Below are 23,112 nucleotides of genomic sequence, written 5' to 3'. Positions count from 1 at the left end.
TTTCCTTTCCAGGCAAATGAAACCTGTTTTTCTAACACTTCATTATATCATATTTTGATGATTTTCGATATGGAAATCCATACAAAAACAAGACAGACTAATGTCCATCTTGTTTTTCCTGTTGATTATCTTATTCATAGCGAAGTGCTTCAATCGGATCTAGTTTAGAAGCCTTGTTGGCTGGTAAAACACCAAATATCATTCCGATACCAGCTGATACCGCTAAACTAAAGAGAGCGATTGGGATAGATACTCCAACTTCGATTCCTGCAATCATATTTTGAAGAAGAACACCTGCAAGCATGGTCACCCCAGCAGCAAGCACTAGACCGATGAATCCGCCTAACATGGTCAAAATCATGGATTCGATCAAGAACTGAACCAGAATATTCGCCCGTGTTGCTCCTAGTGCTTTGCGTAGACCAATCTCACGGGTACGCTCTGTCACCGAAACAAGCATAATATTCATAACACCAGTACCGCCAACAAAGAGTGAAATTCCCGCAATGGCACTAATAATGGTTGTTATAAAACCAAAGAGTTGTTGAATTTCTTGGAAGGCAGCAGACGCATCTGCAACTTGATATTCCCCTTGTTGAAGACCTGCAATCTCTGTCATTCTTCTAGCCAATTCTGGACCCAAAGTCTGAGTCAGGGTCGTATCGTTAACACGAAACACAATATCAGAAATTTCGTCGGTGTTAAAATTGGCCGCAAGAGAAATATTGGTCGTGATTGGTAGTCCTCCAATCCCAAAGGTTTTTGCAGCCTTAGCTTCCTTACTTGCATAAACACCAATAACACGATAACTGATTTCATTTACTTCAACAATTTGGTTGAGAGCTTCTTGTGCTGAACCAAAAAGACTATTGGCAAGTTCTTCATCTAAAATGATAACACTAGCGAAATCCTTATAATCTTGTGTTCTTAAACTACGGCCTGCAACGATTTTGTTTTCAACCGCATCCATATAGGTGATGTTTCCACCTGTCAAGCTCGCACGTTCAACCTTTTTATCCTTATAAGTCAAAGTCACATTGGATGAGTTGGTTACATAGTAGCTGTCCACACCCTTGAGCTTAGCAGCTTCCTTAACCCAGGCTTCTTGAGGTTTTGGTGGTTCAACAATAACATCTTCCTCTTTACCAGACAGAGTTAGAGCAGATTGCTTCTGGGTAAAGGAACCGTCCTTACTCTTTGTAGGTGAGAAAAAGACATGAATGTCTTTCTGAGACTTGGTCATGTTTTTATTGACCTGACGAGACATGGAATCGCCCAAGGCCATGATCACGACAACTGAGGAAACACCGATGATAATACCAATCATGGTCAAGAAGGAACGCATCTTATGAGCCATAATAGATGAAAAGGCAAATCTCAGATTCTGCATCTTAGTTTTCCTCCTTTTCTACTTGGATACTATCAGACGAAATAACACCATCACGGATGACAATCTGACGTTTAGCATAAGCAGCAATTTCAGGCTCATGCGTTACCATAATAATTGTTTTTCCTTCTTTGTTTAATTCAACCAAGAGCTGCATAATCTGGTTTCCTGTTTTAGTATCAAGGGCTCCAGTAGGCTCATCTGCCAAGATAATCGAAGGATTGTTAACAAGTGCACGCGCTATGGCAACTCTTTGCTTCTGACCACCTGACAACTCCGAAGGTAAGTGATGGCTACGCTCAGTCAACTCAACCTTTTCCAGATATTCTTCTGCTAATTTGCGACGTTTTGAAGCACCAACTCCTGCATAAATCAGAGGAAGTTCCACATTTTGGAGGGCATTCATTTTAGACAAGAGAAAGAACTGTTGAAAGACAAATCCGATTTCTTGATTTCGAACCTTGGCTAATTGTTTTTCACCCAAACCGGCCACTTCTTTTCCGTCTAGAAAATACTGACCACTTGTAGGTGTATCTAACATACCAATGGTATTCATGAGGGTAGACTTACCAGAACCAGATGGTCCCATGATAGCCACGAATTCTCCCTCATGAACTTCTAGGTTAATGTTTTTAAGGACTTGAAGTTCTTGGTCACCATTACGATAGCTACGGCAGATATTTTTGAGGCTAATTAGTTGCTTCATCAGTCTTCACCTCTTTTCCTTCTTGCAAGGAAGCTGTCGGATTACTGATGACTTTTGCTCCATCTGTCAGACCAGATGTAATTTCTTGGTTTTCTGCATCTGCATTGCCCAATCCAACTTCAACTTTTTTGGCCTTTTGATTTTCATCAAGAATCCAAACATAGTTTTTATCTTCTTCCATCACAATGCTAGTAATCGGTACAAGCAATGCTTTACTCATGCTTTTGACTTCGACACTGACAGTAAAACCTTGTTTCAGATCACCAATTTCACTAGTTACATCGACCGTATATGGATATTTAGAACCTGTGTTTGAACCAGCTAAGCTACTGCTTGCTTCACTACTGTTCTTTGGATAATTTGAAATATAGCTAATCTTACCATTCCAAGTTTTATCTGGGTAAACCTTTGAAGTAAAGGTAACTTCTTGGCCTACAGATAGATTGGCAAGGTTGTACTCAGAAAGCTCTCCCTTGACCTGCAAGTTATCGTTACTTACGATATGAACCAAAACTTGACTATTTCCTGTTGGAGATTTTGAAACGTTACGATTCACTTCAACAACTGTTCCCTCCACCGTACTCAATACCGTAGCAGCATTCAACTGGGCTTGAGCTTTTTCGAGTTGCGCTTCTGCATCTGCACGCACATCACGAGCATCGCTGATTTGAGAATCAATAGCAGCTGTGGCAGAACCGGATGACTGAGCTGGCGCTTGTCCAGTTGCTCCTTCTAGACCTGCTTGCGAAAGGCTAGGTGTTGCTGCGGCGGTATTACGTGCATCGTTTAATTCATTGATATGACGGTCAGCTTTAGCTACAGCACGACTGGCAGCATCATAGGCAGCCTGGGCTTCTGTGCTACTATACTTGACAAGAGCCTGTCCTTCGCTGACCTGATCTCCAACAGAAACCAAGACCTCGTCCAAGTCACCCTTACTTGCATCATAATAGATGTATTGTTCATTCTGAGCCGTAACACTCCCCGATAGGAGAACTGAAGATGCCACAGACCCCTCTTTAGCAAGGACAATCTTAGCAGTTTCATCTTTTGCTGCGGCTTGATTTGGTTGTCTCAATAGAAGAACAGCTGCTGCTCCCACTACAAGTACAGACGCCACTCCAATAGCAGTAAATAAAGGCCATTTCTTAGCTTTTGACTTTCTTTTCATAGCAATACCCCTTTTATAAATATATATGTTAAGATTATAGCACACATCCTAAAAATGGACAATTGATTTCTCATTATCCAAAAACATTTGCTGAAATCTTTTGTTGTTGTATTAGTTATATAATACACTTTCTTTTTTATTTTTGCAAGCATTTTCTTAAAAATTTTTAAGCGTAGCAGATTTTTGCATTGACTCCCAAAAAAAGATAGAATATGACTAGAAAACAAGTAAAGGAGCTTTCTATGAGAGAATATGATATTATCGCTATCGGTGGAGGTAGCGGAGGTATTGCTACCATGAATCGTGCTGGTGAACACGGGGCAAAAGCTGCAGTCATTGAGGAAAAGAAATTAGGTGGAACTTGTGTAAATTTGGGCTGTGTTCCCAAGAAAATCATGTGGTATGGAGCACAAATTGCAGAGAGTATCCACAAATATGGACCTGACTATGGTTTCACAAGCACTGGGAATGAATTTGATTACGCAAGGCTTCGTAAGAATCGTGAAGCCTATATTGACCGTGCTCGCTCTTCTTACGATGGAAGCTTCAAGCGTAATGGAGTTGATTTGATTGAAGGACGTGCCGAGTTCGTTGATGCTCATACTGTCAGCGTTAATGGTGAGTTGATCCACGCTAAGCATATTGTGATTGCAACTGGAGCTCATCCTCATATCCCTGCTATTCCTGGTGCTGAACTAGGTGGTAGCTCAGATGATGTCTTCGCCTGGGAAGAGTTGCCTGAATCGGTAGCTATTCTAGGTGCTGGTTACATTGCTGTCGAATTAGCTGGCGTACTCCATACCCTTGGTGTACAGACTGATTTATTCGTCCGTCGTGATCGTCCTCTACGTGGATTTGATAGCTATATTGTTGAGAGCTTGGTTCAAGAAATGGAAAATACTGGATTAAACCTCCACACCCATAAGGTTCCAGCAAAACTTGAAGAAACTGAACAAGGTATTATCATTCATTTCGAAGATGGCAGCACTCATACTGCCAGTCAAGTTATCTGGGCAACTGGCCGCCGTCCAAATGTCCAAGGACTTCAACTCGAAAAAGCTGGTGTTACCCTCAATGAACGCGGCTTTATCCAGGTTGATGAATACCAGAACACAGTCGTTGACGGAATCTACGCTCTTGGAGATGTCACAGGTGAAAAGGAACTAACTCCTGTCGCAATCAAGGCTGGTCGTACCCTATCCGAAAGACTTTTCAACGGTAAAACCAATGCTAAAATGGACTACACTACTATTCCAACTGTTGTCTTCTCTCACCCAGCTATCGGAACTGTCGGTCTAACTGAGGAAGAAGCTATCAAAGAGTATGGGCAAGAAAACGTCAAAGTCTATACTTCAAAATTCGCTTCTATGTTTTCAGCAGTCACTAGCCACCGTCAAGAAGCTCGCTTCAAGCTAGTTACAGCTGGTGAGAACGAAAAGGTAGTTGGACTTCATGGTATCGGCTACGGTGTTGATGAAATGATTCAAGGTTTTGCTGTAGCAATCAAGATGGGAGCTACAAAAGCTGACTTTGATGCAACGGTCGCTATCCATCCTACAGGTTCAGAAGAATTTGTGACCATGCGTTAATACAAAAAGAGACCATCTTGGTCACTCAGATTGAAGAAAAAATCTATTTTGGATAATTTTCTTCAATCTTTTTCTTTTACTAGATCAAATGAAAGAACTCTTATAATAGCATGCCATCAGATTCCTAATACTCAATGAAAATCAAAGAGCAAACTAGGAAGCTACCCGCAGGTTGCTCAAAGCACTGCTTTGAGGTTGTAGATAAGACTGACGAAGTCAGTCACATATATAATCCAAGGCAAAGATGACGTGGTTTGAAGAGATTTTCGAAGAGTATAAGTGTTTTCACCATATGGTAGCCAACCACCATATGACTAATCTTTTTATAACTGATAAAATTTATCTGTGTTTTAAAAAAATCCAAGCCGACTTTTTTATCTAAATCGGCCGTTACAAATTTGTAACCTTAATTTTTAAAACGGGTTGACAATCATCTTCCTTGCAGTATAATAGTTACTATAAATTAAAAAAGAGGTTAACTATTATGAAAAAAGCACATATTTACGCTATTCCTGCTATTGGAGCTGCTCTGATTGCAGTATTAGCCCAAATCAGTATCCCAATTGGACCAGTACCATTTACTCTTCAAAATTTTGCTATCGGACTCATTGCTACTGTTTTTAGACCAAGGGAAGCCGTTCTTTCTGTTGGTCTCTATCTCTTGCTGGGTGCTATCGGTATTCCTGCCTTTGCCAGTGGGGGAGCTGGTTTTCATGTTTTGGTAGGTCCAAGCGCTGGCTATCTTTGGTTTGACCTTGTCTATGCTGGGCTTACGTCCTATCTTATCCATAAGAAAAGTGGCTATATTCGTATCTTTCTTGCAAATCTCTTGGGAGATTCCCTTGTCTTTGTTGGTGGTATTCTCAGCCTCCACTTCCTTGCTGGTATGCCTTTTGATAAAGCACTAGCTGTCGGTGTCATTCCCTTTATCATTCCTGATCTTGCAAAAATCCTTGCCATCAGTTTTATCGGTCGACCACTCCTTCAACGTCTCCGTACTCAATCCTATTTTTCAAGCAAATAAAAAGAGGCCGGGTTTTTCCCAGCTTCTTTTGAATTATTCTTACATGATTGCTTATTGATTCTTAAAGGCATCGACCATCACTTGAAACTCCTCGTTTGAGAGGGTGATTCCTTTCCCCATCTTAGTGTGGTCTGGACTCCAAGCACGAATGTCAAACTTTGCTGGTGCTCCATTAAAGCTGACACGATTGATTTCCTTGGTCCAACCTTTTTCATTCTCTGAGAGCGTAAGTAAGTGTTCTTCGATTTCAAATGTAAATTCTGCCATTGTATTCTCCTTTTAATTGTCTTCACTTGATTATTCGTAAAATCTTGTAGTTTTTTTTTAAATTGTATATAATAATGGTAAAAAGAAGGGAGGCTCCGATGAAAGATTTATTTAAACATATTCAACAAAAATTCCAAGGATTTCTCAACGGACGAGAAGAAACAGATCATTCCAAAGCTGACTCCCTGACAAGTGCCATTAAAGAGGCAGTCCTGAAAAAAACTGCTGTCCACATTATTTTTTCAGATACAAGTTTTACAGGGGATATCATCAAATTTGATACAGACCGCCAGCAAATTATCGTTAAAAATTTTGCAAAAAATATGACCCGCATTATTCGAATCCCAGATATTCAAAAAATAAGTTTTGTTCCCTCAACTGTCCAAACTGCCCAAAAAAATCGATTTAAGAAAGAGTGAGATGAGTTTTCTTCATCTCACTCTTTTCTATTAACGAATTTGTTCAAAATGAAGGTGAACAGCAATGTGTTCTCCGTAACCACTTCTCTCTAAATCCCGTTGCAAACGGTAAGAGATATAGTGTTCAGCGATGGTGATGTAACCTGCACCAAGCAAGCGATGCTCAACCATTGATTGAATCATGCTGATTGTCGCACGCTCCACTTTTGCCTCTTCTAGATCCAAGACAACTTTCTTAGTTACCTGAGCTAGGTTTTGACGTAAATCATCTGTCAAAACATAAACCGTTTGAGCAGCTTTGAGAATGGCTTGATAAATTTTATCTGGATCAAAGTCGGCAACTTGTCCATCACGTTTAATGACTTGCATAGGCTTCTCCTTTTAATTTGTATTTCCTTTAATGTCCGCTAACATTTTAGCTTCTTCTGCTGTTAATTCATAATGTTCCAACAAATCTGGTCTACGCTCATAAGTTTTTTTGAGACTTTCATAGAGACGCCATTGGCGAATCTTCTCATGATGCCCACTCATAAGCACTTCTGGAACCACCATACCTCGATAATCATAGGGACGTGTGTACTGAGGATATTCAAGGAGCCCAGATGAAAAGCTATCATCTTGGTGACTGGTTTCCTTCCCAATTACTTCTGGTATCAAGCGAACCGTTGCATCAATCATGGTCATTGCTGCCAGTTCTCCACCAGTTAGAACATAATCACCAAGGGAAATCTCATCTGTTACCAAGGTCTTAATGCGTTCATCATAGCCCTCGTAGTGACCACAGATAAAGATGAGTTCCTCTTCTTGTGCTAAATCTTCAGCATAAGCCTGGTCAAACTGCTTACCAGCAGGATCCAAAAGAATCACGCGCGGATTCTTCTTTTCAATAGCATCAAAGGCATCAAAGATTGGTTGCGCACGTAGCAACATCCCTTGACCCCCGCCATATGGCTCATCATCCACATGACGGGCCTTTTCAGCATATTCACGAAAATTGTGATACTGGATGTCAAGAAGTCCTTTTTCACGGGCCTTTCCAACGATAGAATGTTCTAGCGGTGAGAACATCTCTGGAAAGAGGGTTAAAATATCAATCTTCATCATCTAACCCTTCTAAGAGTTCTACATCCACACGCTTATTTGGAATATCAACATTGAGGACAACTGGTGGGATATATGGTAAAAGCAGATCACGTTTTCCCTTACGCTTAACTACCCAGACATCATTGGCACCTGGTTGAAGGATTTCCTTGATGGTTCCAATCAAGTTATCACCCTCGTAGACCTCTAGTCCAATAATCTCGTGATAGTAAAATTCACCCTCATCTAGGTCATTCAGGTTTTCTTCTGCAACCTTCAAACTGTGGCCCTTGTATTTTTCGATATCATTGATGTGATACATATCCTTAAATTTGATGATATCAAAGTTTTTATGCTTACGGTGACTTGCGATAGTCACTGTTTTAACAAATTGATCCTTTTCATCAAACAAGGCCAGTTCTGCACCTTTTTTAAAGCGTTCTTCCGAAAAATCCGTCACAGATAAGACTCTCATCTCACCTTGCAAACCTTGTGTATTGACGATTTTTCCAACGTTAAAATAGTTCATTTGATCTCCTGTGTATGTTTCTCCCTTTATTTTATCACGTTCTAGGTATTTTCACAAGTTGGAGAAAAAAGCTAGTTCTGACCTTCCGCTTCTAAATATCCTTCCAAATCTCGTTCATGGTGATACTTGATGGCAGCCTTTTTGTCTTTTTCAAAAATTGTCTTGGTTAAATCTATGCCGTTGATGGCTGCGATTGCAACCGTATAATGAATAATATCAGCAAGTTCTTTAGCAAGTTCCTCATTTGAGTCCTGAACTCCCTCTTTTCGTCCAGAACGTCCATTTAAAACCTCGGCTACTTCACCAACTTCCTCTACTAGCTTGATAAAAAGACCTTCCTCTGTACGAGATTGCTGGTAATGTTCTAGCAAATAGGCTTGTAATTGTCTAACTGTTAAATCCTTCATATCCTGCTCCTAGCAAAAAAGCGGGACATCCGTCCCGCTTTTTTTATTTTTCGTCAATAACGATTCTTACTTTTTTGTCTTCAGTTGGGACAGAGTAGACAATCGTTCTTATCGCAGAAATAGTGCGACCCTTACGACCGATTACACGACCCACATCGCTTTGGTCAAGATCCAAATGATATTCCAAAAATTCTGGTGTATCTTCAATCTTGATAGTTAGGGCATCTGGTTGTGAAATCAAAGGTTTCACAATTGCAATAATAAGATTTTCAATCGTATCCATCTGTCAACCTACTTTAAACTTATTTTGAGAATTTAGAATCGTGGAATTTCTTCAATACGCCTTCTTTTGAAAGGATGTTGCGAACTGTATCTGAAGGTTGAGCTCCATCAGCCAACCATGCAAGAATACGGTCTTCTTTCAAAGTCACTTGGTTTTCTTCAACAAGTGGGTTGTAAGTTCCAACTGTTTCGATGAAACGTCCGTCACGTGGTGAACGTGAATCTGCTACGTTAATACGGTAGAAAGGTTTTTTCTTAGAACCCATACGAGTCAAACGGATTTTTACTGCCATTTTTAATATCTCTTTTCTTTTATTTTTTAGTTCGGTGAAATAGCTAAGCTATTTAGCACATGTTCTATTATAGCAGATTTCTGAGAGGTGTCAAGAAAAAAACTTGACAGAGTTTAAATATTTTTAATTTTTTTTTGAAATTTGTTAGACTGGTAAGGAAAAAAAGAAAGAATAATTTTATGAACACTATTTTGAGTACCATCTATAAAGACTATCCAGTCAAACCCTACATATCTCCAAATCGTGATATGGAAGCTTGGCTCCTAAATCCTAAACCTGTACCAAAACGCAATATGGAACTCCTTGAGAATAATTTATTAGCAGGTGATATCATCCTTCTCTGGAGAATCAACTTTGGAACTTTCACCACTGAAACTTGGTTTCCAAAATATTTTGAGTATACTTATGGAATTGATGCACCAAAACATTTAGAAATGCTCGTTGAAAAAGGCTATGCTCTTGTCGAAACTGCTTTTGACTCGCTTGACCATCTAAATAGCACCATGAAAAAGAATATCCTGAAGAAGAAGGGGGTTACTGGACTTTCTAAAATGAAGGCTGGCGACCTGGATCAAGCCCTTCATGAACATTTTTCAGAAGAGGAATTAGCAAGTCTCTTTTCGATTCGTGGCTATAAACTAACTCCAAAAGGAGAACAGGCTCTCAAGGACCATCAGGCAATCATTGACCGCCATCCAAAGAAGAATCTTTAATCAACCAAGTCAGGTTGATTTTTTTGTAAATCTTTTAAAACACTTATAAATCATTACATTTATTGACAATCACTTACGAAAGAGGTATATTAGTATTAAAAGAGGGAATTCATATGTACCAAGAACAACGATTAGAAGAAATCATTAAACTTTTAGAGGATAGAGGAAGTCTATCAGCAAAAGAAATGGTTGACCATTTCCATGTTTCTAAAGATACCATCCGTAGAGATTTTGCTATTCTCGCAAAGGAGAAACGAGCAAAAAGAACTCATGGAGGTTTATTGCCAATTCAAAAGCAACGGATTCTTGGTTATAAAGGTCGAGCAGAACAATCATCTAAAGAAAAAGAGAAAATTGCTCATTTAGCTACCCAACTCATTTCTGATTCACAATTAATTTTCTATGATGTTTCAACAACTGTACTTGAGTTAGCAAAAATAACAGATAAAAAAGTTACTATTTTCAGCCATTCATTGGATAATGCACTGGTCTTAGGAGAAAATGAAAATGTCGATTTTCACATTATCGGTGGACGATTTCATAAAAAGAATCGTTTCTATTACTCATTAGAAGAATCCGAATCTTTGAATAGAATTAAATTTGACTTAGCATTTTTTGGTGCAGCTAGTCTTTCAGACGGACAAGTTAGTTTTGAAGATCAAGAAGATGTTCTAATGAAAAAAAGAGCATTTAAAACCAGTAAAATTCGCGTCTTGTTAGCTGAAACCAGCAAGATAAATAAACACTCTCATTATATTCTTTCCGAACTTACTGATTTTGATTATTGGATTACAGACAAAGAACCCGACTTAGAAATTCAACAATCTTTAGATGGCAAAACAACTATTCTATTTTAGAAAGGAGAAACATATGTCAGTAATAAAGTTAATCATAAGTGATATTGACGGCACTATTTTGGATAAAGATCACCAATTAGACTCTCATTTACTAGAGCTTATGCCACTTTTAAAACAAAGTGAAATTCCTTTTGTTCTAGCTTCTGCTCGCTCTCCTCTTGGTATAGCTCCAATTTCGAAAGAACTTGGAATCACAGATTTTCCAATTGCAAGTTATAATGGTGCTCTCATTAGTACAGGAGATAAAATTCTAAGTCAGCATACTATTAATAAAAAGGAATTACTCTTACTACATGATTTTTTAACAAAAGAATTTCCGACAGTTTCTATCAATGTTTATTCTGGAAAAGATTGGTACGTAAATGCTTTAGATAAATGGGTAGAAATTGAAGCACAGATTACTGGAGAGAGCCCAAAAGTTACTTCACTAGCAGATTTTCTTCAGGAAGAAAAGAATCTTATTCATAAACTTTTACTAATAGATAATGCAGCTACTATCCAGAAACTTAAAGAGACATTAGCAACAATAGATTTCCCTCAAACTGACTTTTACCTTTCGAAGGATAACTATCTTGAAGTCACACATAATCAAGTCTCAAAAAAACAAGCTCTGTTAGAATTAGCCAACTATTATCAACTATCACTCACTGAAATTATGAGTATTGGAGATAATTATAACGATATTCCAATGATTGAGACCGCTGGACTTGGTGTTGCAATGGGAAATGCTCCTACAGATGTTAAAGTCTGTGCAAATAAAGTAACAGATTCTAATGATCAAAATGGTGTAAGTAAGGCCATAAAATTGTATGTACTATCGGAATGATCACAATTGAATATTTGAAATCCACTTTCAATTAGGGTACAATGGTAGAAATGATTTTTGAAAGGATTACCATGAAAAAAATAGCAACACTTCTATTAATCTCAACTTTTGCCCTTGCTGGATGTAGCAGTATCCAACGTAGTCTCCGAGGGGATGACTATGTAGATTCTAGCTTGGCTGCTGAAGAAAGTTCCAAAGCAGCTGCCCAATCTGCCAAGGATCTCAAAGACGCTTTGACAAATGAAAATGCTAACTTCCCACAACTCTCTAAGGAAGTTGCTGAAGACGAAGCTGAAGTCATTCTCCACACCAGTCAAGGAGATATCCGCATCAAACTCTTTCCAAAGCTAGCTCCACTTGCGGTTGAAAATTTCCTAACTCACGCAAAAGAAGGCTACTACAATGGCGTTACCTTCCACCGAGTGATCGATGGATTTATGGTACAAACTGGAGATCCTAAGGGAGATGGGACAGGTGGCGAATCCATCTGGCATGATAAGGACAAGACTAAAGACAAGGGAACAGGTTTCAAAAACGAAATCTCTCCTTACCTCTATAACATTCGTGGTTCTCTCTCTATGGCCAATACTGGTCAACCAAATTCAAATGGTAGCCAGTTCTTCATCAACCAAAATACGACAGACATTTCTGCCAAACTCCCTACAAGTAGCTATCCAAAGAAAATTATCGAAGCCTACAAAGAAGGTGGAAATCCTAGTCTAGACGGTAAGCACCCTGTCTTTGGTCAAGTCATCGACGGTATGGATGTTGTTGACAAGATTGCCAAGGCTGAAAAAGACGAAAAAGACAAACCAACTACTGCTATTACAATCGACAGTATCGAAATTGTTAAGGACTACGATTTCAGTAAAAAATAGGATGGCCTAAAATAAGGAGATGTGAAAATGATTTTATTCTGGGGTTCGAAAGGTTACCAAAAGGTCTTAGGACATACTCAAACCACTATCGAGTGTGGTCACTGTAACAATGCCGACACTTGGGAAATTTCAGAAACTGGACGTAAATTTACCCTTTACTGGATTCCACTCTTTCCTTACGGAAAAACTTATTTCGTTTCTTGCCCGATTTGTCACTACGGGAAAGAAATTCAAAAATCTGATATTGAAACCTATTTAAATTACTAGCCAAAAAGCCAAGTTACACAGACTTGGCTTTTTACTATTCTAGTTTTACGGAATTCTCTTTTTATGTCAACTCATTGAAATCCCAGATCTGGTCCATCCAGCCTTCGTAGAAGTCTGGTTCGTGGCAAACCATAAGGATAGAACCCTTGTATTCTTTCAGAGCACGTTTGAGTTCATCCTTGGCATCCACATCCAAGTGGTTGGTAGGTTCGTCAAGTACAAGGACATTATTCTCGCGGTTCATCAAGAGACAGAAACGAACCTTGGCTTGTTCCCCACCTGACAAGACCTGAATCTGACTTTCGATATGTTTAGTCGTCAAACCACAACGGGCAAGGGCAGCACGAACTTCGGCTTGGTTAAGAGCTGGAAAGGCATTCCATACTGCTTCCAGTGGGGTCTGACGATTGCCACCTTCCACTTCTTGTTCAAAGTAGCCGAGTTCTAGGTAGTCCCCACGTTCAACTTCCCCAGCAATAGGTGGAATGATTCCCAAAAGACTCTTCAAGAGAGTTGTTTTCCCGATACCGTTGGCACCGATGATAGCAACCTTTTGATTGCGCTCAAAGGTAAGATTTAATGGTTTAGTAAGGGGACGGTCGTAACCAATCTGTAAGTCCTTGGCTTGGAAGATAAAGCGTCCAGGTGTACGAGCTGATTTAAATTCAAAGGATGGCTTTGGTTTCTCACTTTGAAGTTCGATGATATCCATCTTGTCTAATTTCTTTTGACGAGACATAGCCATGTTACGAGTAGCAACACGCGCCTTATTACGGGCTACGAAATCCTTGAGATCCGCAATTTCTTTCTGTTGACGCTCATAGGCTGCTTCCAACTGTGATTTCTTCATGGCATAGACTTCTTGGAACTGGTAGTAATCGCCTGAATAGCGTGTCAACTGTTGATTTTCAACGTGATAGACGATATTGATAACGTCGTTGAGGAATGGAATATCGTGAGAAATGAGGACAAAGGCATTCTCATAGTTTTGAAGATAACGCTTGAGCCAGTCGATATGTTCCGCATCCAAGTAGTTGGTTGGCTCGTCCAAAAGCAAGATATCAGGTTTTTCAAGAAGGAGTTTGGCCAAAAGTACCTTGGTTCTTTGTCCACCTGACAAGGCTGTTACATCCGTATCCATCCCAAAGTCCATGACACCAAGGGCACGCGCCACTTCATCGATCTTAGCATCCAAGGTATAGAAATCACGGCTTTCCAAACGGTCCTGAAGTTCTCCAACTTCTTCCATCAATGCATCGATATCAGCGCCCTCTTCTGCCATTTCCATGTAGAGTTCATTGATACGTGCTTCGGCTTTGAATAATTCGTCAAAAGCTGTACGAAGAACGTCACGAACAGTTTGGCCTTCTTTAAGCACAGCATGCTGATCTAGGTAGCCAGCTGTCACATATTTAGACCATTCCACCTTACCTTCATCAGGTAACATTTTACCAGTTACGATGCTCATGAAGGTTGATTTTCCTTCACCATTGGCACCAACTAAGCCGATATGTTCACCTTTAAGGAGGCGGAAAGATACATCTTCAAAAATCGCACGGTCACCAAAACCGTGACTCAAATTTTTAACTTCTAAGATACTCATTTTAATTCCTTATCTTGTTTTTATGTAGTAGTTTATAGAGGAGCCAAGCTAGGTAGCCACCCAAGGTATTGGTCCACAAATCATCAATCTCAAAGACCCGATTAAAGTCCAAGAAAAAGTCTAAAACTAGTTGTGTGCATTCAATTCCCAAGCTCAATAAAAAGCTAAACAAAATCACTTTCTTAGTATTTCTTAGACTAGGCATGAGAAAGAGAAGTTGGAAAATCAGTGGGAAAAGTAAGAGGATATTTAAGGCATTCTGCAAAAAAATCCAAAATAACTGAAAAAGACTTGTTACTTCACCCAGTTTCCAAAGGGAGTTAAAAGGCGTCAAAAGAAAAACCAGGCGTCCAAAAGTTTGAATACCTGGAGTTTCCACTCCTGTAGGAAGTTGAGGCTGGGGAGTAAAACAAAAACAGACGATACAAAGACTGTATAAAAGCACTCCCAAGCTTAGTAATGTTTTTCGACTCATCTTATGGATTTACTTCAGCTACTGCCTTTTGGCGATCACGCTTCATGGTATTTGAACGCAATTGTCCACAAGCCGCATCGATATCTGTACCATGTTCCTGGCGAACGACACAGTTGACACCTTTTTTCTTGAGCGTATCATAGAAGGCCATAACACGCTCTTTAGGACTACGGCTATACTGGTCATGTTCACTAACTGGGTTGTAAGGAATCAAGTTGACATAAGACAATTTCTTGATATTCTTAAGCAATTCAGCTAACTCAAGCGCCTGCTCCACACCATCATTCACTTCATTGAGCATGATATATTCAAAAGTTACGCGACGGTTAGTTGTTTCAATATAATACTCGATAGCAGCAAAGAGTTTTTCAATTGGAAAGGCACGGTTAATCTTCATGATGCTTGAACGAAGTTCATTGTTTGGTGCATGAAGAGAAACAGCAAGGTTGACCTGAACTCCTTCATTAGCAAATTCACGGATTTTGTGAGCCAAACCTGAAGTTGATACGGTGATATGGCGAGCACCGATAGCCATTCCCTTATCGTCATTGATGGTACGGATAAAGTTCAAGACGTTATTGTAGTTATCAAAAGGTTCTCCAATACCCATAACAACGATATGACTAACACGTTCATCTTGTCCACGTTCATCAAAATATTTTTGGACTAACATAATCTGCGCAACGATTTCACCGTTATTGAGGTCACGTTGCTTCTTGATCAAGCCTGATGCACAGAAGGTACAACCGATATTGCAGCCTACCTGAGTCGTTACACAGACTGACAAACCGTAGTGTTGACGCATCAGCACTGTCTCAATCAACATCCCATCTGGCAACTCAAAGAGATACTTTACAGTACCATCAGCTGATTCTTGCACGATGCGTTGCTTCAAAGGATTGACTACAAATTGATCATTGAGTTTGGCAATCAAATCCTTAGATAAGTTGGTCATTTCTTCAAATGATTGGACACGTTTACGGTAAAGCCACTCCCAGATTTGGTCGGCACGGAATTTCTTTTCTCCCTGCTCCAAGACCCATTCTTGCATGCCTTGACGTGTTAAACTATAAATAGACGGTTTCATGTTTTCTCCTTATTCTCTAATCTTTCTGACGGATGACGAAATGACGTTGCCCCTTGTCTTCTTTCTGAGATTTCTGTTCTTTTGAACGGCGTCTATTTCTCTTATCCGTATGATTTTTTTTCTTACTTTGAGAAGTTTTTTTCCCTTTTCGATTATCTTTTTCTTCCTCTTTTTTGCGCATCTTTTGGTCAAACGGTGCTCGTTTAGGAACTTCATTTTCTAGAACAAAGTAGGCACAACCATAGCTACAATACTCAAGTAGGTAATCTTGTAAACGACTGATTTTCTCGAGAGACTCTTCAGCTCGCTCATTCTTGTAGAAACCACGTAAGCGCAACTGCTCATTACTCCAGTCTCCAACAATAAAATCGAACTTACTTAAAACTTCAGAAAAGCGTTGAGTAAATGCCGTTGCATCAAAAGCATCCTTACTATTTTCAACCAAAGTAAAGGTAAACCCTTCAGCTTCGACTTTATCTCCAGATAGATGAAATTCAGGACCAGGGAATTTATTGTAATTATATAATTCGGGTGCAATCTCTTTACGCATAATATTCCTTTTTAACGTTTACTTAGTACTCTATTTTACCACATTTTTGCTTTATTTTCACCTTTAGTTTTAAAATGAAAAAAGTCTGACGATTTAATACTCTTCAAAAATCAAATTCAAACCACGTCAGCTTCGTCTTGCCGTACTCAAGTACAGCCTGCGGCTCACTTCCTAGTTTGCTCTTTGATTTTCATTGAGTATAAGAATCTCTATCTAAAAACTCGACTTTCGTAGACAAGAAAAAACTGGGGCTTCCCAGTTTTTTCTTGTGATTATAGGTAAAGTAATTTGAAAAGTGCTACTGCTGCAATACCAGCTGCAATCGGTGCAACTACTGGTACCCAAGCATACCACCATTTTGAATCACCCTTGTGTTGACCAAGGATTGATTTTGGAAGGAAGGCATGAAGGAGACGTGGTCCAAAGTCACGAGCTGGGTTCAAACCAGGTCCTGTAGGTCCTCCAAGTGAAGTAACCAAAGCCATTACTAGGAAACCAAGTGCCAAGTGACCAACAGCAAGTCCTGATGCTGTATGAGGCGCTACTTGAGCTTTAATTGCCAAATCAGAGAAGTCAACATTTTGACCAGCTTGAGTTGCCATTTGTTTCATGTATTGGAGGACTTCAGCTCCAAAGAAGTTCTTTGTCATACCAAGTGCTGCAAAGAAGAGAACGAATGAACCAACAAACTCGTTGATAAAACCGTTAACTGTTGCTGCAAAGCGTGATTCTTTTGTACCTTGGTCAATACTTGAAATTGTTGAGAATGTTCCCAAGATATTGTTTGCTTTTTCAGTTTGCAAGTAGTAAGGACGGTGAGTTGCAACAACCAAGGCTTGTCCGAAGATTGCTCCCAAGACTTGTGCAACGATGTATGGTACTACTTGTGCCCAAGGGAAAAGTCCGCTAACTGCTAGACCAAGAGTGAAGGCTGGGTTGATGTGGTTACCAGAAACATTACCAAACATCAAGGCAGGGATCATAACCCCCATACCGTAACCAACAGCGATAACGAGCCAGCCACTTTGGTGACCTTTCGTACCTTTAAGTTCAACGTTGGCAACTGCACCATTTCCCAAGATGATCAAGATGGCTGTTCCCAAAAATTCAGTGGCATATTTGACTGCCCATGCGAAATCCATTGATAGATTCTCCTTAATATTTTTTAGACAATCCCTATTCTATCAATTTTTAAGCCTTTTAGCAACAGATTTTCTAAAAGAATACTGCGGGAAAACGCTTTTATTTTAGTTCTTAAAAAAAGACCTAACAAACCTAGTTTGTTAAGTCAAAATTTTGATTATTCTTGACGCTGACCAAAGTCCTTGATCATCTGATCCATTTCCTCACGACTTGGTGTCGTTAGCATATAGAGAAAGTCTCCTTGCAATTCAGCAAAGGCTGCAGGCATGATTTTCTTAACCTTAAATTGCTGACCGTATTTAGCGAGCAAGTCTTCTTCTGAATAAACATAGTTGGCATTAGCGCGACGAGATGTTGCCAAACAGTATAGTGGTTCGAATTGTGAAGCAGGGAATGGCTCACCCGCAACGATTGCTGCATAGCCCTTGTACAAATCAAAAGAATGGGCATAGTTATAAACATCAATGGTGAAGCCACCTGCTGGACGGTTGTTATACTCAATGGCAATATAATCATCACCTTCACGGAAGAACTCAATATGGAAGAAACGTTCTTTCATGCCAAATTCTTTAACGATTGCCTCACCATACTTGCGCAATTTTGGATCCATATCTTTAAGAACATAATAAGAATTGTCCATCTTGTAAATCATGAGATCAAGCGGTGTATGGGCATAGTCAAAGGTCGTAGAAAAGACGATATTTCCATCTCTATCTACCAAACCATCAAAGGTACAGATTTCACTAGAAGTAACAAATTTTTCAAAGAAATAAACGGTTGAATGATCCCACTCTGCCTTGAAATGATGGATATCCTCTTCTGTTTCAAGCTTGAAGGTTGCTGCCGCTCCCACTCCATTGTCAGGTTTGGCAATCATAGGAAGGCCAATTTCTTTCACAGCTTTGTCAACATCTGCATCTGTTTCAATGACAGCACCTGGAACCACTGGAACTCCAGCTTTTTTGAAGAGTTTCTTCATTTCAGACTTGAACTTGGTCTTTTTGAGGTCGTCTGGTTTGGCACCAAAGACATTAAATTGTTCACGAAGAGCAGCATCCAGCTCTAGCCAGTATTCATTGTGAGATTCAATGCGGTCAATTGGACCATGCTTATAGAAAAGAAAGGCAACTGCACGTTTGACTTCATCAATATTTTCAAGATTATCAACACGGAAATACTCAGTCAAGCTATTGCGCAGTGGCTCATCTAGTTGTTCATAGGGTTCTTGCCCAATCCCTAGAACGGTGATTCCTTTATTGGCTAGTTCAATACTAAACTGTTGGAAATTTTGTGGGTAATAGGGTGAAATTACAAGATAATTCATAAGCTACTCCTTTTACAGACTCATGTGATCGAGGAAGTATGGCATTTGTTTGCGCCACCAATTCCAATCATGGGCGACATCATGTCCCCATTCTGCAAACCAGGCAGGAATTTGTTTTTGGTCAAAGGCTTCTTTTAACTTGTAGTAAGAAGGCAGGCCATCATGCTCCCAAGCACCTAAGCCAGTACAAATCACAATCTCAGCCTGACGGTAACGATCGATAAACCAACCATCATTTTGATTCCAGATATAGTCTACTGGTGAATTTTGATAGATAGCATCATCGTTGTAGTAATCTCCAACAAAGAAACGAGCATCATAGACACCACTGAGGGCGATTACCTTGGTAAAGACATCTGGATGCTGAAGGAAAAAGTTAAGTGCATGATAGGCTCCCATAGAACAGCCTGTCGTCATCATGCCGTCGAACCAGCCTGTCTTGTGCTTGATAAAAGGAATGGCTTCTTCAATAACGTATCGCTCATAAGCACGGTGCATTTCAGCTTGGTCATGACCATTTTTCCATGTTGCTAGCCAACTTTCACTATCGACACTTGAAAGGGTAAAGAATTGCACTCGACCTTCCTCGATAAAGGATGCACATGCATCAATCATGCCAAAATCATAGTATTCATTGTGGCTACCACCTGAGGAAGCAAAGACAACCACTGGGATACCTGCGTGTCCGTAACGATTGACGTACATTTCACGATTTAGATGACCACTCCAGTGGCTAAGATGTTCAATATTCATATCCTGTCTCCTTTATACTATTTACCAATTTTCTGCAAAAAAACGTAAACAAGCTGGAAGATTTTCTGACCATGGCACTTCATGGTGAATGGCTCCAGCCTGAACCTTGAGTGAGAGATTTTCCAACTGCACTCCTCCCGCTATCAAATCATGATAATAGCGAAGGGAAGAGTCGATATAGGCCTGCTTAATATTGCCAGCCATGAGGGTCTTGTCTGTATCATCAGCTTCTTCCGTTCCAACATATATAAAGATGCGTTGGTCAGGCAAGAGTTTTTTACGCTCGATATAGCGATCAAAGGATTCTTGGTGGAGCCAGTTAGCTGATGAGAAAACTCCCAAACATCCAATCTGATCTTGATACTCCAAGCCAATAAACTGGGTAATATTGCCACCAAGTGAAGATCCTATCATAGCAGTGTGTTTACGGTCTGATTTTGTCCGATAGTTTTCATCGATAAAGGGCTTAACCACTTCCATGACAAATTCTGCGTACTCGACTCCCTTACCACCAAATTGTTGGCCAGGAATATTAGACTCTTGGAATTTCCAAGCTGCATACTCATTCATCCGTCCAAGACCATCATTGTCAATAGCCACAACAATCATACGGCTGATATCTGGATTTCGCTTGATAGCAGGAATAATCTTCCAGGAATGTCCAACGTAAGATTCCTTACTATAAAAGACATTTTGTCCATCATGGAAATACACCACAGGATAGCTTCTATCCGTGTCTTTTTCATAGTTTTTTGGGAGGAGAACACGTACGCGGCGCTCCTTACCCGTGTAGGGAACCACTAATTTATGCTCTCGCATTTTCAGGTAAAAATATGATTGATTCATTGTCAGAAAACTCTCTATATTCAAAATTTTATCTAATTATATCATAAAAATAGAAAAAAAGTCAGTTTCCGTCCAAATTTAGGACAATAAACTAACTTTTTTACTTATTTCATCTTTTCCTCTGGTTTTTCTGATTAAAGGAGATCATCGATCAACTCATCGACTGCATCCTTCTCAGCTTGAGGCGTAATTTCAGTAATCATAATTCCTGCTACTGCACGTTCAACCAAACCTTCGACATCCATTCGCGCTTCATACTGCTCTGCATTCTTAATCTTTGGATTTGTCTTCGGACGATCAGGTGCAAAAATGGTACAGCAGTCTTCAAATGCCTGGATAGAAATTTCAAAAGTATCAATTTCTTGTGCAATGTCAATGATTTCTAGCTTGTCCATAGTTACAACTGGACGGATGATTGGTGTATTGGTCACCGCATTGATAGCCTGCATACTTTCAAGGGTTTGGCTGGCTACTTGACCAAGGCTTTCCCCATTGATAATGACCAAACCTTTTCTCACTTCACGGATACGGTCTGTAATCCGCATCATAAAGCGACGAGTCAGGGTCATAAGATAAGCTTCCGGAGCCTTAGCCTTGATTTCTTCTTGAATCTCCGTGAAGGGAACCTCGATAAATTGGATATTTCCTCCGAACTTAGTCAATTTACGGGTTAAGTCCTGGGCTTTCTTGAGGGCACCTGGACTTGTGTATGGAGGGCTAGCAAAGTGAACAGCCTCAATATCTACACCACGTTTTAGAGCAAGATAGCCTGCTACAGGAGAGTCAATCCCTCCTGACAACATAAGCATACCTTTACCAGAAGTTCCGACAGGCAAACCACCTGCTCCTCGAATGGTCTCATAAGAAAGATAAGCTGCCTCCTCACGAATTTCCACTTGCAGATTGATATCAGGATTTTTCATTTGTGCTTGCACATTTGGAATAGCTTCAAATACTGCTCCACCAAGTGTCTGATTGAGTTCCCGACTATCTAGCTCAAAGTTGTGGTCGCTACGCTTACTTGAGATTTTAAAGGTCATCCCTTCCTTGTAGATGTCCTTCATAATTTCTTGCACGGCAGACTTAAGAACTTCTACGGATTTTTCAACCTTATATACTGGAGAAAAGTTTTGAATCCCGAAAACTTGCTTGAGTGACTCTGCCACCGGTTCATAATCTGCCCCATTCAGATAAGCATGGGCACGATCGCGGTCTGCTGTCACTTTAACTTGAGGATAGATGGATAAAACGTCTGAGATATTATTACGTAGTTTATTGATGAAACGCATACGGTTTTTACCTTTGGTTGAAAGCTCACCATAGCGAATCATAATTTCTGAATACTGCATGAATGCTCCTATCTTACTTTTTTAGTTTGATTGTAGATTAATTTTAGTTTAGTCAAAAATTGCTCAACTTGACTCATGTCATTTTCTAGGTCTAGGCTTAGACGAACTGCTGACTGGGCCTTATCCTTTTCAATGCCCATGGCAATCAGGGTACCAGCAGGTTTTCCAGCCTTGGACGAGCAAGCTGATGTTGTAGAAATGAAAATATCATAGTCTTCAAATGCGTGCACGATAACTTCCCCACGAACTCCCTTAATCCCAAAGGTCAGAATATGAGGAGCAAAGTCTTCCTCACCTGAGAAGACAAAAATATCTGGATAGTCAAGAAGAGCCTGACGGATGACTTCCTTCATCTGACTTGTTTTACTAGCAAATAAGTCTAATCTCTCCATAGACAAACGTAGGGCCTTGGCTGTTGCTGCAATTCCTGCTACATTCTCAGTTGTGGAACGATAGTCACGCTCCTGGCCACCACCAGTTAAAAGCGGGGTAATCTTCTTACCAGACTTGATATAGACAAAACCAACACCACGAACTCCGTGGAATTTATGGCTAGAAAAGGTCGCAAAATCCACTCGGTCTGTCAAATACTTTTCTGTCGGAATCTTGGCCAAGGCCTGAACAGCATCTACATGGAAAGAAATGGTTGGTTTATCCGCTAAAAGTTCTGAAATAGCTTGGATGGTCTGGATGGAGCCGATTTCATTGTTGACTGCCATAACAGAGACTAGCGTTGTATCAGGACGAAGTAGATTTTCTAAAGCAGTTACATCTACAAATCCTTTTTCATCAACTGGTGCAAAATCCACTTCAAAACCTTGAGTCTTGAGCCAAAGAGCTGACTCCTTGACTGCTGGGTGCTCAATAGCTGACACAATAATGTGTTTACCAAATTGCGCTTTTTCAAATGCAACCCCTTTGATAACCCAGTTATCCCCTTCAGTACCACCAGATGTAAAGAAAATTTCCTCGCTTTTCTTGCCAATCAAATCTGCAATCTGTTGACGAGAAGCTTCTAAAATTCTGGTTGACTGGTCTCCCAAACGATGGAGACTTGAAGGATTTCCAATAATTTTTGCAGACACTTGCATATAGGTTTCAAGTGCTTCTGGATAAGGCTTAGTCGTTGCCGAATTATCAAAGTAAATCATGGTTTCTCACGCTTTCTAAAATCACTCCTTCTATTGTATCACGAAACAGTTCAGGCGACAAGAAAGGCAATTCAGGTTCATTTAAGTTTTTTTTAAAGATTTTCGGTATAATGAATTTTAGTAAAGGAGAGATATT

General features: G+C 39.9%; 28 protein-coding genes. 8 read left to right on the top strand and 20 right to left on the bottom strand.

All coding sequences use genetic code 11. The annotated features are described in order from the left end of the window. Positions 1–130: 130 nt before the first annotated feature. Genes QM460_RS00475 through QM460_RS00465 form a run of 3 tightly spaced genes read right to left on the bottom strand, consistent with a single transcriptional unit; the run spans position 131 to position 3,264 of the window. Positions 131–1,390 (bottom strand): ABC transporter permease, encoded by a 1,260-nt coding sequence (locus QM460_RS00475; RefSeq protein WP_414288781.1) that lies wholly within the window; start codon positions 1,388–1,390, stop codon positions 131–133. Between the two features lies 1 nt (position 1,391). Then, complete coding sequence (locus QM460_RS00470; RefSeq protein ID WP_414288779.1) at positions 1,392–2,093, bottom strand: ABC transporter ATP-binding protein; 702 nt, start codon at positions 2,091–2,093, stop codon at positions 1,392–1,394. Further along, the gene (locus tag QM460_RS00465; protein ID WP_414288778.1) at positions 2,077–3,264 is read right to left on the bottom strand and encodes an efflux RND transporter periplasmic adaptor subunit; all 1,188 of its coding nucleotides are present in this window, start codon (positions 3,262–3,264) and stop codon (positions 2,077–2,079) included. The genes QM460_RS00470 and QM460_RS00465 overlap by 17 nt, the downstream gene beginning before the upstream one ends. 242 nt (positions 3,265–3,506) lie before the next feature. Here QM460_RS00465 and gor point away from each other — a divergent pair, with 242 nt between their 5' ends. Both gor and QM460_RS00455 read left to right on the top strand, forming a co-directional pair. After that, positions 3,507–4,853 carry a glutathione-disulfide reductase gene (gor, locus tag QM460_RS00460; protein ID WP_414288776.1) on the top strand — a complete coding sequence of 449 codons (1,347 nt, stop codon included), beginning with the start codon at positions 3,507–3,509 and terminating at the stop codon, positions 4,851–4,853. Between the two features lie 484 nt (positions 4,854–5,337). Next, entirely contained in the window at positions 5,338–5,877 is a 540-nt protein-coding gene (locus tag QM460_RS00455; protein ID WP_414288774.1) for a biotin transporter BioY, read from the top strand. 51 nt (positions 5,878–5,928) lie between these two features. On the opposite strand, the gene QM460_RS00450 is transcribed toward QM460_RS00455, so the two are convergent. Further along, positions 5,929–6,144, bottom strand: coding sequence for a YdbC family protein (locus QM460_RS00450; protein WP_000807425.1), 216 nt, complete (start codon positions 6,142–6,144; stop codon positions 5,929–5,931). A gap of 98 nt (positions 6,145–6,242) precedes the next feature. Between QM460_RS00450 and QM460_RS00445 the strand changes: the two genes are divergently transcribed. Beyond that, complete coding sequence (locus tag QM460_RS00445; protein WP_414288772.1) at positions 6,243–6,563, top strand: hypothetical protein; 321 nt, start codon at positions 6,243–6,245, stop codon at positions 6,561–6,563. 30 nt (positions 6,564–6,593) lie between these two features. Here QM460_RS00445 and QM460_RS00440 read toward each other — a convergent pair whose 3' ends face one another. The 6 genes from QM460_RS00440 to rpsP all read right to left on the bottom strand — a co-directional run bounded on the left by QM460_RS00440 (position 6,594) and on the right by rpsP (position 9,154). Continuing rightward, positions 6,594–6,932 carry an ATP cone domain-containing protein gene (locus tag QM460_RS00440; protein WP_001196044.1) on the bottom strand — a complete coding sequence of 113 codons (339 nt, stop codon included), beginning with the start codon at positions 6,930–6,932 and terminating at the stop codon, positions 6,594–6,596. A 12-nt stretch (positions 6,933–6,944) separates the two neighbouring features. Next, complete coding sequence (gene trmD / locus QM460_RS00435; RefSeq protein WP_414288943.1) at positions 6,945–7,664, bottom strand: tRNA (guanosine(37)-N1)-methyltransferase TrmD; 720 nt, start codon at positions 7,662–7,664, stop codon at positions 6,945–6,947. After that, a complete protein-coding gene (gene rimM / locus QM460_RS00430; RefSeq protein WP_316108272.1) occupies positions 7,654–8,172 on the bottom strand; it encodes a ribosome maturation factor RimM in 519 nt (172 codons plus the stop codon). The genes trmD and rimM overlap by 11 nt, the downstream gene beginning before the upstream one ends. 71 nt (positions 8,173–8,243) lie before the next feature. Continuing rightward, complete coding sequence (locus QM460_RS00425) at positions 8,244–8,579, bottom strand: MazG nucleotide pyrophosphohydrolase domain-containing protein (protein WP_414288770.1); 336 nt, start codon at positions 8,577–8,579, stop codon at positions 8,244–8,246. Positions 8,580–8,622: 43 nt separating this feature from the next. Further along, entirely contained in the window at positions 8,623–8,862 is a 240-nt protein-coding gene (gene kphA, locus QM460_RS00420; protein ID WP_000379617.1) for an RNA-binding protein KphA, read from the bottom strand. Between the two features lie 19 nt (positions 8,863–8,881). Beyond that, positions 8,882–9,154, bottom strand: coding sequence for a 30S ribosomal protein S16 (gene rpsP / locus QM460_RS00415; protein ID WP_004253064.1), 273 nt, complete (start codon positions 9,152–9,154; stop codon positions 8,882–8,884). Between the two features lie 179 nt (positions 9,155–9,333). On the opposite strand from rpsP, the gene QM460_RS00410 reads away from it, so the two are divergent. From QM460_RS00410 to QM460_RS00390, 5 genes are all read left to right on the top strand, one after another. Beyond that, a complete protein-coding gene (locus QM460_RS00410) occupies positions 9,334–9,867 on the top strand; it encodes a hypothetical protein (RefSeq protein ID WP_414288769.1) in 534 nt (177 codons plus the stop codon). 113 nt (positions 9,868–9,980) lie between these two features. Beyond that, complete coding sequence (locus tag QM460_RS00405) at positions 9,981–10,724, top strand: DeoR/GlpR family DNA-binding transcription regulator (RefSeq protein ID WP_414288767.1); 744 nt, start codon at positions 9,981–9,983, stop codon at positions 10,722–10,724. A gap of 13 nt (positions 10,725–10,737) precedes the next feature. Continuing rightward, positions 10,738–11,550 (top strand): HAD family hydrolase, encoded by an 813-nt coding sequence (locus QM460_RS00400; protein WP_414288942.1) that lies wholly within the window; start codon positions 10,738–10,740, stop codon positions 11,548–11,550. Between the two features lie 71 nt (positions 11,551–11,621). Next, the gene (locus QM460_RS00395; protein ID WP_414288765.1) at positions 11,622–12,428 is read left to right on the top strand and encodes a peptidylprolyl isomerase; all 807 of its coding nucleotides are present in this window, start codon (positions 11,622–11,624) and stop codon (positions 12,426–12,428) included. A 27-nt stretch (positions 12,429–12,455) separates the two neighbouring features. After that, positions 12,456–12,695, top strand: coding sequence for a zinc-ribbon domain-containing protein (locus QM460_RS00390; protein WP_083501000.1), 240 nt, complete (start codon positions 12,456–12,458; stop codon positions 12,693–12,695). 61 nt (positions 12,696–12,756) lie between these two features. On the opposite strand, the gene QM460_RS00385 is transcribed toward QM460_RS00390, so the two are convergent. The 10 genes from QM460_RS00385 to QM460_RS00340 form a co-directional block, all read right to left on the bottom strand. After that, entirely contained in the window at positions 12,757–14,298 is a 1,542-nt protein-coding gene (locus QM460_RS00385) for an ABC-F family ATP-binding cassette domain-containing protein (protein WP_049503000.1), read from the bottom strand. A gap of 1 nt (position 14,299) precedes the next feature. After that, complete coding sequence (locus tag QM460_RS00380; protein ID WP_414288764.1) at positions 14,300–14,773, bottom strand: VanZ family protein; 474 nt, start codon at positions 14,771–14,773, stop codon at positions 14,300–14,302. Position 14,774: 1 nt separating this feature from the next. Next, entirely contained in the window at positions 14,775–15,860 is a 1,086-nt protein-coding gene (gene rlmN, locus QM460_RS00375; RefSeq protein ID WP_045763788.1) for a 23S rRNA (adenine(2503)-C(2))-methyltransferase RlmN, read from the bottom strand. A 16-nt stretch (positions 15,861–15,876) separates the two neighbouring features. Continuing rightward, on the bottom strand, positions 15,877–16,410 hold the full coding sequence (locus QM460_RS00370; protein WP_414288763.1) for a YutD family protein: 534 nt from the start codon (positions 16,408–16,410) through the stop codon (positions 15,877–15,879). 272 nt (positions 16,411–16,682) lie between these two features. Next, positions 16,683–17,552: an aquaglyceroporin Gla gene (gene gla, locus QM460_RS00365; RefSeq protein ID WP_049503004.1), complete on the bottom strand. Its 870-nt coding sequence runs from the start codon at positions 17,550–17,552 to the stop codon at positions 16,683–16,685. Positions 17,553–17,710: 158 nt separating this feature from the next. Then, positions 17,711–18,877, bottom strand: coding sequence for an ATP-grasp domain-containing protein (locus QM460_RS00360; RefSeq protein WP_301559731.1), 1,167 nt, complete (start codon positions 18,875–18,877; stop codon positions 17,711–17,713). 12 nt (positions 18,878–18,889) lie between these two features. Next, positions 18,890–19,630 (bottom strand): esterase family protein, encoded by a 741-nt coding sequence (locus QM460_RS00355; RefSeq protein WP_414288761.1) that lies wholly within the window; start codon positions 19,628–19,630, stop codon positions 18,890–18,892. A 21-nt stretch (positions 19,631–19,651) separates the two neighbouring features. Next, the gene (locus QM460_RS00350; protein ID WP_045763792.1) at positions 19,652–20,476 is read right to left on the bottom strand and encodes an alpha/beta hydrolase; all 825 of its coding nucleotides are present in this window, start codon (positions 20,474–20,476) and stop codon (positions 19,652–19,654) included. A gap of 134 nt (positions 20,477–20,610) precedes the next feature. Further along, complete coding sequence (gene thiI, locus QM460_RS00345; RefSeq protein WP_045763793.1) at positions 20,611–21,825, bottom strand: tRNA uracil 4-sulfurtransferase ThiI; 1,215 nt, start codon at positions 21,823–21,825, stop codon at positions 20,611–20,613. Between the two features lie 8 nt (positions 21,826–21,833). Then, on the bottom strand, positions 21,834–22,976 hold the full coding sequence (locus QM460_RS00340) for a cysteine desulfurase family protein (protein WP_045763794.1): 1,143 nt from the start codon (positions 22,974–22,976) through the stop codon (positions 21,834–21,836). Positions 22,977–23,112: the final 136 nt, after the last annotated feature.

This window comes from Streptococcus infantis (assembly GCF_047464415.1).
Taxonomy (GTDB): domain Bacteria; phylum Bacillota; class Bacilli; order Lactobacillales; family Streptococcaceae; genus Streptococcus; species Streptococcus infantis_AE.
Note: the sequence above shows the minus strand (reverse complement) of the source record. Positions and strands in the feature narration are given on the sequence as shown.

What these genes read in the sequence shown, in the direction of transcription:
- QM460_RS00410 (WP_414288769.1), top strand. Translation starts at nt 9,334, where the DNA reads ATGAACACTATTTTGAGTACCATCTATAAAGACTATCCAGTCAAACCC.
- rimM (WP_316108272.1), bottom strand. Translation starts at nt 8,172, where the DNA reads ATGAACTATTTTAACGTTGGAAAAATCGTCAATACACAAGGTTTGCAA.
- rlmN (WP_045763788.1), bottom strand. Translation starts at nt 15,860, where the DNA reads ATGAAACCGTCTATTTATAGTTTAACACGTCAAGGCATGCAAGAATGG.
- gor (WP_414288776.1), top strand. Translation starts at nt 3,507, where the DNA reads ATGAGAGAATATGATATTATCGCTATCGGTGGAGGTAGCGGAGGTATT.
- QM460_RS00360 (WP_301559731.1), bottom strand. Translation starts at nt 18,877, where the DNA reads ATGAATTATCTTGTAATTTCACCCTATTACCCACAAAATTTCCAACAG.
- QM460_RS00465 (WP_414288778.1), bottom strand. Translation starts at nt 3,264, where the DNA reads ATGAAAAGAAAGTCAAAAGCTAAGAAATGGCCTTTATTTACTGCTATT.
- QM460_RS00445 (WP_414288772.1), top strand. Translation starts at nt 6,243, where the DNA reads ATGAAAGATTTATTTAAACATATTCAACAAAAATTCCAAGGATTTCTC.
- QM460_RS00370 (WP_414288763.1), bottom strand. Translation starts at nt 16,410, where the DNA reads ATGCGTAAAGAGATTGCACCCGAATTATATAATTACAATAAATTCCCT.
- QM460_RS00385 (WP_049503000.1), bottom strand. Translation starts at nt 14,298, where the DNA reads ATGAGTATCTTAGAAGTTAAAAATTTGAGTCACGGTTTTGGTGACCGT.
- QM460_RS00350 (WP_045763792.1), bottom strand. Translation starts at nt 20,476, where the DNA reads ATGAATCAATCATATTTTTACCTGAAAATGCGAGAGCATAAATTAGTG.
- QM460_RS00450 (WP_000807425.1), bottom strand. Translation starts at nt 6,144, where the DNA reads ATGGCAGAATTTACATTTGAAATCGAAGAACACTTACTTACGCTCTCA.
- trmD (WP_414288943.1), bottom strand. Translation starts at nt 7,664, where the DNA reads ATGAAGATTGATATTTTAACCCTCTTTCCAGAGATGTTCTCACCGCTA.
- QM460_RS00475 (WP_414288781.1), bottom strand. Translation starts at nt 1,390, where the DNA reads ATGCAGAATCTGAGATTTGCCTTTTCATCTATTATGGCTCATAAGATG.
- QM460_RS00340 (WP_045763794.1), bottom strand. Translation starts at nt 22,976, where the DNA reads ATGATTTACTTTGATAATTCGGCAACGACTAAGCCTTATCCAGAAGCA.
- QM460_RS00470 (WP_414288779.1), bottom strand. Translation starts at nt 2,093, where the DNA reads ATGAAGCAACTAATTAGCCTCAAAAATATCTGCCGTAGCTATCGTAAT.
- QM460_RS00455 (WP_414288774.1), top strand. Translation starts at nt 5,338, where the DNA reads ATGAAAAAAGCACATATTTACGCTATTCCTGCTATTGGAGCTGCTCTG.
- QM460_RS00395 (WP_414288765.1), top strand. Translation starts at nt 11,622, where the DNA reads ATGAAAAAAATAGCAACACTTCTATTAATCTCAACTTTTGCCCTTGCT.
- thiI (WP_045763793.1), bottom strand. Translation starts at nt 21,825, where the DNA reads ATGCAGTATTCAGAAATTATGATTCGCTATGGTGAGCTTTCAACCAAA.
- gla (WP_049503004.1), bottom strand. Translation starts at nt 17,552, where the DNA reads ATGGATTTCGCATGGGCAGTCAAATATGCCACTGAATTTTTGGGAACA.
- QM460_RS00405 (WP_414288767.1), top strand. Translation starts at nt 9,981, where the DNA reads ATGTACCAAGAACAACGATTAGAAGAAATCATTAAACTTTTAGAGGAT.
- QM460_RS00440 (WP_001196044.1), bottom strand. Translation starts at nt 6,932, where the DNA reads ATGCAAGTCATTAAACGTGATGGACAAGTTGCCGACTTTGATCCAGAT.
- QM460_RS00400 (WP_414288942.1), top strand. Translation starts at nt 10,738, where the DNA reads ATGTCAGTAATAAAGTTAATCATAAGTGATATTGACGGCACTATTTTG.
- QM460_RS00425 (WP_414288770.1), bottom strand. Translation starts at nt 8,579, where the DNA reads ATGAAGGATTTAACAGTTAGACAATTACAAGCCTATTTGCTAGAACAT.
- QM460_RS00355 (WP_414288761.1), bottom strand. Translation starts at nt 19,630, where the DNA reads ATGAATATTGAACATCTTAGCCACTGGAGTGGTCATCTAAATCGTGAA.
- QM460_RS00380 (WP_414288764.1), bottom strand. Translation starts at nt 14,773, where the DNA reads ATGAGTCGAAAAACATTACTAAGCTTGGGAGTGCTTTTATACAGTCTT.
- kphA (WP_000379617.1), bottom strand. Translation starts at nt 8,862, where the DNA reads ATGGATACGATTGAAAATCTTATTATTGCAATTGTGAAACCTTTGATT.
- rpsP (WP_004253064.1), bottom strand. Translation starts at nt 9,154, where the DNA reads ATGGCAGTAAAAATCCGTTTGACTCGTATGGGTTCTAAGAAAAAACCT.
- QM460_RS00390 (WP_083501000.1), top strand. Translation starts at nt 12,456, where the DNA reads ATGATTTTATTCTGGGGTTCGAAAGGTTACCAAAAGGTCTTAGGACAT.